This is a genomic window from Mucilaginibacter sp. GW821-FHT07H05 (genome assembly GCF_059418485.1).
Window position 1 is genome coordinate 711,780 of record NZ_JBWKPY010000001.1, and the last position, 10,901, is coordinate 722,680.

Here is a 10,901-nt window from a genome sequence, read left to right on the forward strand (position 1 = left end):
ACAATATTATCGCAGCGTCTGCTTCAGGTCGTAATGATCGTTATAGGGAACGCCTTTGGGTGTTTCGTTGTAAATGGTGTAGTAAATGTATTTTTTATCCTTATCAATGCCGGTCATGATATTGCCTATAGCTTTACCCACCGCTTCATTTTCCTTTTTAAGCGCTTCTTTATCGTATAATTTAATATTACTGATATAGTTCACATTGGGGAAAGAACCTTCGGGAGTCCGTTCAACCCTTATACGCCATATACGCGGGTGGGTAGGTACATCTTTCATGAGTAGCGGCAGTTTATAGTGCGCCATTACCTGCATCAGCGCATCCGTATTAAATTTGTAGATGGCGGGTTCGGCCACGTAGTTCCAATAACTATACGGGCGTAAACAATTTACCGCGTACGATGCCGTGTTTGATGCATCGAGCCAGTAACCGTTTTTTAATTGTTCTTTAGCCTGCTCCATCAATTCAGGGGCAGTTTTTCCGTTTTCGGCATAAGGGTTAATTTCCAGTTTATCCACTTTCCAGCCATAATCATATTTGTGATAAATAGCAGTGATCATCCATTTTTGCGTGGCGGTTTTGGCAGTAAACAGTGCTATATACATTTCATGCGCGTCCTTAATAAAGGTCAGGTCAAAATTATTGATACCCATATCCCGCTCGTGAATGATATTCTTTCCCTTATCTAAACCAGGTTGATTAACAATATAGTATTCCGACATCAGGCTGTAATCGCCGGTTTTCATCCTGATGCTGATCTGTTCGGTTGTAGTCAGTCGTTCGTGCCTGTCGTCAATCATTTCCCGCGACATCATCATTTCAAGCGTTTGCGGGATATTGGTTTTCAATGCGCTTAAAAGATCGGCATTTAAATCATGCAGTTTATTCCTCGTCCCCGATGGGATCTGGTCATTTTTATAGATACCGGGTTTTGCCGGACTGCAAGCCTGCAACAACAAAATAAAACACAAACAAAAGGCCGGATATACCAGAGGAGTGGTGGTTTTAATGTTCATAAGGTAATAGGATCGATAACGGTAATTTTAGTTATACGATGATAGCGTTTTGCATTTGAATTGCAAAATTATTTTCAATACAATTAGGGTTCACCAGATCAAAAATTGCTGATGATGATAAGGCAACTATATGGATAGATTGGCCGTATTTGCTGGATGAAGAGAAATTTACTGTTGCTACTGGTCTTTATAAATATGTTGATCACAGTAAATTCCGCATTTGCACAAGACACTTTATTTAATGGCAAAAAGCATAAGGCCGGGTTTATTACGGGCAGCGGCATCCAGTATATTGGCCAGCTGCTGAACAATAATAACCATAACATCGCCTTAAAAACAACCTATTACTACCAAGTAAAGTTCTATCAGCTGCAATACTATTTTTCTGTTTCACGGAAAAAGACTTTCGGGATTGATATCCTGGCGCAACCGCAATATAATACCACTAAATACAAAAAATACCGGGACGCCGACCAGACCGAATATCTGACCGGGTATGAAGCAGGGGTGAATGTTGGATTATTGTTCAGGAAGAATACGGCAAATGATTTTTTTAGTTTTTATCTGCTCATCAGTTCGGGCCCGCATTATATTTCTGATACGCCGGTGCGCCAGTCAAACGGATTTGTTTTTGCAAACAACCTGTGCGCCGGGGCAAATTTTAAAATATACAAAAATCTATATGCCGATCTCAGGACCGGGATAAGGCATATGAGTAACGGCGGGGTTAAGGTACCCAATGCCGGTATAAACGATATGCTGCTGAACGGGGGATTTATGGTGGTATTTTAAACAAAAAGGCCATCCCTTTTGGAGATGGCCTTTTTAAGGTATGGCGTTTTTATTAAAAACTGCCCCTTACATTATTACTGAATGTTTTGGTACTCCAGTAGCCGCTATCCAATATGCGGCGCACAGTTAACAGCGGATATTCAGGGTCGCGTTTATCAGCTAACTGAAATGCCATTTTGAAACCTCTTTTTTGGATCTCGGGTAAAACCGGCTTTTTCCAGATCCCGAAAGGGTAGGCGAAGTAAGTTATTTTTTTACCGGTAATTTCTTCCAGTTTTTTAGTCGGCTTATCAATCTGGGTAACCCAATCATCAACCGGGCGGTTGGTTATTTTACCGTTTTTGCCAATGATCTTTAATACTCCGTTATGGGTGTATTTATCAACCCGGTGGTGGTCCCAGGTATGGCTGCCAATCACGTTGCCTTCGTCTGATAGTTTTTTAACCATATCGGCCGTCATATAATGCGGGCGGCCAATGGATACCGTCATTACAAAATAAACAGCTTTAAAACCATACTTTTTAAGCGTAGGATTAGCAATAGTGAACTGATCCTCGTCGGTATCATCAAAAGTAAGCATAATGGGCTTGCTGGGCAGGGGAGCGCCTTTAGTCAGGTAGTTGTATAACTGATCGGGCAGGATGGTATGATAACCGCTATCGGCCAGCATTTTAATGTGTTCTTTAAAGTTGGCTATCTGTACAATATAATCTTTAGCGCCTTTAGAATCGGTCGGTTTCCAGTCGCGGATCTGGTGATAACATACAATTGGCACCTGTTTGCGGGCCAGGATAGAAGCGCTGCTTTGTGCCTTTGCGGCAGAGAAAACGGATAAGCCCAATAAGGCTATAATTGCTGATTTTTTAAACATATACATTATAAGGGTATTGACGGTAAATGATGCGCTAAAATTATATTTATTTAGTACAAAAATTTAAGTTTTAATTATTTTTTTTCGTTTGATAATGAGTAAGGTACATCGCTGTCCTTAATACCCCTTTGCTTATTTGGCGTAGCCGACATCTTCATATCAATCACCGCGCCTTTTTGCAGGGACGAATGACTTATCCAGGTTAACCCGTAAGGTTTGCCGTTATAAGTCATGCTGTTTAGGTAACGGTTCCCGGCGCTGTTAGTTGGCGAGTTGATCACTACTTTTTTGCCGTTCTCTAAATTCAGCGTTGCTTTTTTAAATAGCGGCGCACCTAAAACATATTGATCCGTTGCCGGGCAAACAGGGTAGAAGCCCATTGCCGAGAACACATACCAGGCCGATGTTTGGCCGTTATCCTCATCGCCGCAATAGCCGTCGGGGGTAGCTTTGTATAAGCGGTTCATGGCTTCGCGTACCCAGTATTGGGTTTTCCATGGAGCGCCGCCATAGTTATACAGGTAAATCATGTGTTGAATAGGCTGATTACCATGTGCATACTGGCCCATGTTCATGATCTGCATTTCGCGGATCTCGTGGATCACATCATGATAATAGCTATCATCAAACACAGGCGGCAAAATAAATACCGAATCCAGCTTGTTTACGAATGCTTTTTTGCCACCCATCAGGCCAATCAAACCATTGATATCGTGGAAAACGCTCCAGCTGTAATGCCAGCTGTTGCCTTCGGTAAAGGCATCGCCCCATTTAAACGGATTAAAAGGTGATTGAAAGCTGCCATCTTTGTTTTTACCCCGCATTAGCCCGCTTTGCGGGTCGAACAGGTTTTTATAATTCATCGACCGCTTTTTGTAGATCTCTGTTTCCGATGCCGGGCGGCCCAGCTTTTTACCTAATTGATATATGGTAAAATCGTCATAAGCATATTCCAGCGTGCGCGCGGCGTTCTCATCAATTTTTACATCGTAAGGTACATATCCCAGGGTGTTATAATATTCAACACCTTTACGGCCGGTACCACCGGGGCCTTCGGCATTGGCGCCGTGCACCAGGGCTTCGTATAGTTTATTGATATCATAACCACGGCCGCCTTTAATATAAGCGTCGGATACGATAGAAGCCGAGTTATTGCCGATCATAATTGGCGCATAGCCCGGGCTGCTCCATTCCGGCAACCAGCCGCCTTCTTTATAATCGTTAATCAGGCCTTCCTGCATTTCCTTATTGATAGATGGGTACATCAGGTTTAAGAAAGGGTACAGTGCCCTGAATGTATCCCAAAAGCCTGTCCCTGCAAACATATAGCCCGGATAAATTTGGCCGGTATAAGGACTATAATGCACGGGCTTGTTGTTGGCGTCCAGCTCATATAACTTATTCGGGAAGAAAAGCATCCGGTACAGGCAGCTATAAAAGGTGCGGGTTTGATCAACCGAACCGCCTTCAACTTGTATGCGGCTTAAGGTTTTATTCCAGATGGCCTTAGCGTTAGTCATGGTGGTATTGAAGCTGTTGCTGCCTACTTCGCGTTTAAGGTTCAGTTCGGCTTGCTCAAAGCTGATGAATGACGATGCAACCCTCAGGTTAACCACTTCGCCCTTTTTAGTTTTAAAGCCAATCACCGCGCCTACATGGTTAGCGGTTAACGCTAACGAGTCTTTTACAATGGTCGAATCCTTCCAGGTGTTTGACAGCGTGAAGGGCTTATCTACATAAATAACAAAGTAGTTTTTAAAGTTAATCAGCTTGCTGCGGGTATAGCGCTTGGTGTAGCCGATGATCTTGTTTTGGCCCGGTATCACTTTAATGTACGATCCGCGGTCTAAAGCATCAATAACTATCGACGCGTCATCGCTTTTAGGGAAAGTAAACCTGAACTGCGCGGCGCGCTCGGTAGGGGTAATTTCGGTGGTGATATCATGGTCGGCTAAATAAACGCTGTAATAATAGGGTTTAGATACCTCGGCCTTGTGGCTAAACCAGCTGGCCCGCGCGTTTTCGGATAGTTTAATGCCGCCTGTAACCGGCATAATGGCAAACTGCCCATAATCATTCATCCAGGGTGATGGTTGATGGGTTTGCTTAAAGCCTTTGATCTTATCAGCATCGTAAGTATAGGCCCAGCCGTTGCCCATTTTGCCGGTTTGCGGTGTCCAGAAATTCATGCCCCATGGCAACGCTATGGCAGGGTAGGTGTTACCGTTAGACAGATCGGGCTTTGATGCCGACCCCATCAGCGGGTTCACATATTCCACCGGGTCAATTACTTTGTTAACCATTTGGGCTTTGGTGGCAATCGCCGCCCCCAAAAAAAGCATCGTAAATAATGTTTTTCTCATCAGATGTTAGTCAGTAAATATAATAGTTTCAGTAAATGCTAAAATAAGGTTTGGCTTCCGCCAGATTTAAACAGGCCCAAATGTTTATAGGCATGTTCGGTAGCCTCGCGGCCGCGCGATGTACGCATTAAAAAACCCTCCTGTATCAGGAATGGCTCGTATACTTCTTCAATAGTACCCTCATCTTCACCCACTGCGGTGGCAATGGTTTTTAAGCCAACCGGGCCGCCTTTAAATTTTTCGATAATAGTGGATAAGATCTTGTTATCCATTTCATCCAGTCCATGCTCATCAACATTGAGGGCATTGAGGGCGTATTTGGCTATGCCGGTATCAATATTGCCATCGCCTTTTATCTGGGCAAAATCGCGGGTACGGCGCAGTAAGGCATTGGCAATACGGGGGGTACCACGGCTACGGCGGGCAATTTCATAAGCACCCTCGTCACTAATAGGTGTTTTTAATATCGATGCCGAGCGTAACAATATGGTTGTCAGTAGCTTGGCATCGTAGTATTCCAGGCGCGAATTAATGCCGAAGCGGGCGCGCAGCGGAGCTGTTAATAAGCCCGAACGTGTCGTTGCACCCACTAAGGTAAACGGATTTAAGGATAATTGTACCGAACGCGCGTTGGGGCCACTCTCCAGCATAATATCTATCTTAAAATCCTCCATGGCCGAGTAAAGGTATTCTTCTACCAGTGGACTTAAACGGTGGATCTCATCTATAAAAAGGATATCGCCGGCTTCCAGATTGGTTAATAGTCCGGCCAGGTCGCCGGGCTTATCCAGCACCGGGCCCGATGTGATTTTGATGCCAACACCCATTTCGTTGGCGATGATATGCGATAGTGTTGTTTTACCCAATCCCGGAGGGCCATGCAGCAGTACATGATCCAGCGCTTCGCCACGCTGGCGTGCCGCCTGGACAAATATTTTAAGATTGGATAATATTTTGTGCTGACCTGTAAAATCCTCAAATGCCTGCGGACGAAGCACTTTTTCAATGTCGTATTCTGCAGATGAAAGTTTTTCCCGGTCAGGATCCAGATGTTCGTTCATTGGAAACAAAAATAGGATTTTTGTTAGTGATTAGTTAATTGGAGATTAGTTAATTAGTATGAAGAATTAATGGCGGGTGATATACAATATCCTAATCTCTAATTAACCGCTCACTAATCATCTAACCTTCAGGATACTTCCTGAATATGCTGTTGATCTTCATTTGTATCACACCCAAAAAAGCTTCCTTAAATATCCCTTTCGACATTTTAGAAGTGCCAACCGTGCGATCGGTAAAAATAATAGGGATCTCCACTACATTAAAACCATGTTTAATGGTGGTATATTTCATTTCTATCTGGAAAGCGTAGCCAACAAACTTAATTTTATGCAGTTGGATAGTTTCTAATACCTTGCGCTTGTAACATACAAAACCGGCTGTGGAATCCTGGATATCGATACCCGTAATAAAGCGTACATATACCGATGCGAAATAACTCATTAGCACGCGGCTCATAGGCCAGTTAACTACATTTACGCCCTTAATATAACGCGAACCTATCGACATATCGGCACCCTGTATACAGGCCTCACGCAGCCTGCTCAGGTCGTCGGGGTTATGCGAAAAATCGCAGTCCATTTCAAAGATATATTCGTAGTTTCGGGCAAGGCACCAGTAGAAACCATGGATGTAAGCTGTACCAAGGCCTAACTTGCCCGTGCGTTCTTCCAGGTACAATCTTCCGGGAAACTCTGACTGTAGCTGCTTTACAATTAATCCTGTGCCATCGGGAGATCCATCATCAATAATCAGCAAGTCGAAATCATCTTCAAGCGACATCACCTTGCGGATCATTCGTTGAATGTTCTCTTTCTCGTTATAAGTAGGTATAATGACTATACTATCGGACACAGGCAAAATGTAATTTAAATAAAAGCTGCGAAGCTAAAGGCTTATATTTTAATAAACAAATATAGCGATGCTATTTAAATGTTTTTAACACTTAAACGGCATCACTATAATTGTTACTTTAATAATGAATTAAAGTTTTTCAGCATTTGCAGCAATTTCGTTTTCACCTACATAAGGATCAGTTATGTAGTTGCGCTCTTTCATCCGGGGCGAAACTATCATGAACACAATTATAAATACACTGATAAAAGCAACGAAAAACCACTCATAGTTTGCACCTTTAAGATTACGTGCCCACCAGCCGCCACTTTCAATTTGCCCATTTACCAGTGCTGTGATCAGGTTACCGAATGATACTACAAGGAACCAAATACCGGTCATTGTGCTTTTCATTGACTTAGGGGAATGTGTGTAAGCATACTCCAGACCAGTAATTGAAACCAGTACTTCGGCAGCAGAAAGTATCATGAAAGCTAATACTTGCCACCATATTGATGGCGTGCTGCCAAGCTCGATACTTTTGTGAGTAAAGCCGATCACCACAAATGATAAAGCCGTTAAAATTAAACCTGTTCCTAACCTTCTCAGAGGTGTGGTTTTAAGTCCCTTTTTATCAAACCACGGATATATCACATAATTAAATAAAGGAATAAAAAGTAACAGGAATACCGTATTAATAGTTGACAGCTGGCCAGGCAGCACAGTAAACGAGGTAAAGCCAAGGTTAATGGCACGATCCATTTTATCGGCATATAGTGTCCACTCAGATAAGCACTGATCCCAAACAGCCCAAAATGCCAGCGCGAAGAAAAATACCACCATAACCCGATAAACCGCCTTAACACCTTCTACACGTTCGGGATTATAAGATTCCTTAGCGATATCAAGCAGTGATTGACCGGGTTTTCTTTTACTTAAGTGAGTTAGCGCATACCAGGTTATGAACACCATATTATTGCGGTTAACGCCCTGCGGAGGTACCTTCACATATTTTTTACGGCCGGAAAAGAATATGATGGTAGCCAGTGCCATTAAGAGCCCGGGAATACCGAAAGCCCATCTCGGGCCAAAATGCTCATAAGTCCATGGGATGGCAACAGTTGAAATCATAGAACCGGCATTGATACTGAAATAAAACCAGCCATATACTTTTGAAAGCAGATCCTGATTTGTAGCATCAAACTGATCGCCAACATTGGCCGATACACAAGACTTAATACCACCGGCACCAATAGCTACAACAAGCAATCCTATTTCAAAGCCATTTAGACCGCCGTCAAAAGTCGCTAATAAAAAATGCCCAAGGCAGTAAATCATGGATACGTATAAGATAAGCTTGTATTTGCCTGTAAACCAGTCGGCTATCATGCCTCCTACAAATGGTAGGGCATATGCCACCATCACAAACAGGTGGTGTAGCTTGTTACCATGTGCATTAGCTTGTTCAGTTAACGCCGGGTTATGCGTGGGATTAAAAAACTGGTTAACCAAAAATAGTGTAAGTATTGACCGCATACCGTAAAAGCTAAAACGTTCTGCCGCTTCATTTCCTATGATGTAGGGTACTGCTTTGGGGAATCTTGATTTCTTTTCTGCCGGGACAGTCAATGTGTCGTTTGTCATAAATCTTTTAAAATTTTTCTAAAATACTATTATTCCCGCAAAACAAAATTTTATGCTGAATTTATTATAGATGTAAGTATAAAATTAGTCCGAAAGTCCGTAAGACGGAAAGTCCGAAAGCAGTGGTACTTACTACGCAAGGTGCGCTTACATACATGCTTATCTTTCGGACTTTCCGTCTTACCGACTTCCGGACTCCTACTTATTTTCCTTTTAAAGGCTTCTTTAATATTTCCGACCTGAGCTGTTTTTCGGGGGCGATATATTTCTCGTCGCTTCCGTCCGGAATGTTTTTCATATCCAGGTTTTGCACAAATTGCCAGCGGCCGTTACTGAGTTTATAGCCATCATAGGTCATATCGGGGCCATAGGTTTGCGGCTTGCCTTTTTGCTTAACATCGGGAGGAGAAAGATGATCGAATACGATGAGGTTTTGCGCGGGGACGTAACGCAGCAGCATAGAAACCTGGCGCGCGTATTCAAACACCACCCGTTTACGCGTCTTGCCGTTACCATCAAAAACGCCCATGCCAAATTCGGGCTTGTTATCCTGGAAAGAGAGCACGTCTATCACTTTTTTGTTTGATTCAACAGTATTGCCTTTCCAGCCTAATAGCACATAATAAGGCCTGGCGCCATATACCGGGATGATCTTATAATACTGGGCCCCATACCACTTACGGTTATTAACAACGGAGTCTTCCGGATTTTTTTGAAGCGGCGAATAATCTTCTAATCCAAATAATTGCAGCGGACCGCCAGTATTCATTTGTATGCTGCCATAAAAACGGTAGCTGCCGTCGTCATTCATAACGTACCAGCTAAATATGCGGAATTTATTATCGGGCGAAGTAAGGATGCTGATGCTTTTTACCGAATCGAATTTAAATAAATAAGAGTTATTGATCTTTAGCGCGCTTACCAGAGTTTTAATAAAGGTATAATTAGCATTTTTACGCTCCAGGTCATTATCATGATTGATCATTTTTTTACCCAGGCGGGTAAGGCTATCCTGGTAAATGTTCAGCTGTTTAAGGCGCACAGATTCATCAGAATGCTGGGCGAAAACACCATGGGCAGAGGCAATTATAAATACGATGAACAATAATTTTTTCATTATTACAATTAACGCAAATTTTCGATAACAATTGCACTGGCGCCGCCGCCACCGTTGCAAATTCCGGCTACGCCGTATTTGCCTTGGTTTTGCTGAAGCACATTGATCAGTGTAACAATGATCCGCGCACCCGAGGCCCCCAGCGGATGGCCCATAGAAACCGCCCCGCCATTTACATTTACTTTAGCCGGATCAATTTTCAGGATTTGGTTATTGGCAATAGCCACTACCGAAAAAGCCTCGTTAATCTCAAAAAAATCAACCTCCCCGGCAGATAATTTGGCATTGTGCAAAGCCAATGGGATAGCTTTGGACGGCGCGGTAGTAAACCATTCGGGCGCTTGTTGTGCATCGGCGTAAGCAACAACCCGTGCTAAGGGTTTTATGCCCAGTTGGTCGGCCTTTTCGCGGCTCATTAAAACCAATGCTGCGGCGCCATCATTCAGGGTAGATGCATTGGCGGCCGTAACAGTACCATCCTTTTTAAACACCGGCTTTAACGATGGTATTTTATCAAACTTAACCGCGGCCGGTTCTTCGTCGGTAGCAAATAAGGTAACGTCGCCCTTGCGGTCTTTTATTTCAACTGGGGTGATCTCGTCGGTAAACTTCCCGTCAGCAATTGCCTTTTGCGAACGTTTATATGATTCAATAGCAAAGGCGTCCTGCTCTTCGCGACTGATATTGCACTCGGCCGAGCACAATTCCGCCGCCGACCCCATGTGGTAATCATTATAAACATCCCATAGCCCGTCCTTTACAAGGCCGTCGGTAATTTGTCCGTGGCCTAAGCGGTAACCGGTGCGGGCTTTATCCAGGTAATAAGGCACATTGCTCATGCTTTCCATACCACCGGCAACAATAATATCCTGGTTGCCCAGCGCAATACTTTGCGCGGCCAGCATTACCGCTTTCATGCCTGATGCACAAACTTTATTGATAGTAGTAGCAGGCAGATCGGGCAAGCCGGCAAATTTGGCCGCCTGTGTAGCCGGCGCCTGCCCCAGGTTAGCCGACATTACATTGCCAAAATACACTTCCTGAACCTGATCCGGCTTTAACCCGGCTTTTTCCACAACACTTTTTATAACTATAGCGCCTAACTGTGTGGCGCTAAATGATGCTAACGAACCACCAAAACTGCCAATAGGCGTACGGGTAGCCGCAACAATAACTACTTCCTTCATAAATTATGGTATTGGTG

Annotated in this window: 9 protein-coding genes; 1 reads left to right on the forward strand and 8 read right to left on the reverse strand. The window is 43.6% G+C overall.

Annotated features, from left to right (window positions below; all coding sequences use genetic code 11):
* Positions 1-6: 6 nt before the first annotated feature.
* A complete protein-coding gene (locus AC07M6_RS03020; protein ID WP_494887431.1) occupies positions 7-1,017 on the reverse strand; it encodes a hypothetical protein in 1,011 nt (336 codons plus the stop codon).
* A 195-nt stretch (positions 1,018-1,212) separates the two neighbouring features.
* On the opposite strand from AC07M6_RS03020, the gene AC07M6_RS03025 reads away from it, so the two are divergent.
* Positions 1,213-1,809: an acyloxyacyl hydrolase gene (locus AC07M6_RS03025; protein WP_494887432.1), complete on the forward strand. Its 597-nt coding sequence runs from the start codon at positions 1,213-1,215 to the stop codon at positions 1,807-1,809.
* Between the two features lie 52 nt (positions 1,810-1,861).
* Here AC07M6_RS03025 and AC07M6_RS03030 read toward each other — a convergent pair whose 3' ends face one another.
* The 7 genes from AC07M6_RS03030 to AC07M6_RS03060 all read right to left on the reverse strand — a co-directional run bounded on the left by AC07M6_RS03030 (position 1,862) and on the right by AC07M6_RS03060 (position 10,884).
* Positions 1,862-2,680 carry a polysaccharide deacetylase family protein gene (locus tag AC07M6_RS03030; protein WP_494887433.1) on the reverse strand — a complete coding sequence of 273 codons (819 nt, stop codon included), beginning with the start codon at positions 2,678-2,680 and terminating at the stop codon, positions 1,862-1,864.
* A 74-nt stretch (positions 2,681-2,754) separates the two neighbouring features.
* Positions 2,755-5,043 (reverse strand): GH92 family glycosyl hydrolase, encoded by a 2,289-nt coding sequence (locus AC07M6_RS03035; protein WP_494887434.1) that lies wholly within the window; start codon positions 5,041-5,043, stop codon positions 2,755-2,757.
* A 38-nt stretch (positions 5,044-5,081) separates the two neighbouring features.
* Positions 5,082-6,104 (reverse strand): Holliday junction branch migration DNA helicase RuvB, encoded by a 1,023-nt coding sequence (gene ruvB / locus AC07M6_RS03040; RefSeq protein ID WP_494887435.1) that lies wholly within the window; start codon positions 6,102-6,104, stop codon positions 5,082-5,084.
* 121 nt (positions 6,105-6,225) lie between these two features.
* A complete protein-coding gene (locus AC07M6_RS03045) occupies positions 6,226-6,957 on the reverse strand; it encodes a polyprenol monophosphomannose synthase (RefSeq protein WP_494887436.1) in 732 nt (243 codons plus the stop codon).
* Positions 6,958-7,086: 129 nt separating this feature from the next.
* Positions 7,087-8,580: a POT-type proton-dependent oligopeptide transporter gene (locus AC07M6_RS03050; RefSeq protein WP_494887437.1), complete on the reverse strand. Its 1,494-nt coding sequence runs from the start codon at positions 8,578-8,580 to the stop codon at positions 7,087-7,089.
* A 202-nt stretch (positions 8,581-8,782) separates the two neighbouring features.
* Positions 8,783-9,697 carry a hypothetical protein gene (locus AC07M6_RS03055; protein ID WP_494887438.1) on the reverse strand — a complete coding sequence of 305 codons (915 nt, stop codon included), beginning with the start codon at positions 9,695-9,697 and terminating at the stop codon, positions 8,783-8,785.
* Positions 9,698-9,705: 8 nt separating this feature from the next.
* Positions 9,706-10,884 (reverse strand): acetyl-CoA C-acyltransferase, encoded by a 1,179-nt coding sequence (locus AC07M6_RS03060; RefSeq protein ID WP_494887439.1) that lies wholly within the window; start codon positions 10,882-10,884, stop codon positions 9,706-9,708.
* Positions 10,885-10,901: the final 17 nt, after the last annotated feature.

What these genes read in the sequence shown, in the direction of transcription:
- AC07M6_RS03020 (WP_494887431.1), bottom strand. Translation starts at nt 1,017, where the DNA reads ATGAACATTAAAACCACCACTCCTCTGGTATATCCGGCCTTTTGTTTG.
- AC07M6_RS03025 (WP_494887432.1), top strand. Translation starts at nt 1,213, where the DNA reads ATGTTGATCACAGTAAATTCCGCATTTGCACAAGACACTTTATTTAAT.
- AC07M6_RS03030 (WP_494887433.1), bottom strand. Translation starts at nt 2,680, where the DNA reads ATGTTTAAAAAATCAGCAATTATAGCCTTATTGGGCTTATCCGTTTTC.
- AC07M6_RS03035 (WP_494887434.1), bottom strand. Translation starts at nt 5,043, where the DNA reads ATGAGAAAAACATTATTTACGATGCTTTTTTTGGGGGCGGCGATTGCC.
- ruvB (WP_494887435.1), bottom strand. Translation starts at nt 6,104, where the DNA reads ATGAACGAACATCTGGATCCTGACCGGGAAAAACTTTCATCTGCAGAA.
- AC07M6_RS03050 (WP_494887437.1), bottom strand. Translation starts at nt 8,580, where the DNA reads ATGACAAACGACACATTGACTGTCCCGGCAGAAAAGAAATCAAGATTC.
- AC07M6_RS03055 (WP_494887438.1), bottom strand. Translation starts at nt 9,697, where the DNA reads ATGAAAAAATTATTGTTCATCGTATTTATAATTGCCTCTGCCCATGGT.
- AC07M6_RS03060 (WP_494887439.1), bottom strand. Translation starts at nt 10,884, where the DNA reads ATGAAGGAAGTAGTTATTGTTGCGGCTACCCGTACGCCTATTGGCAGT.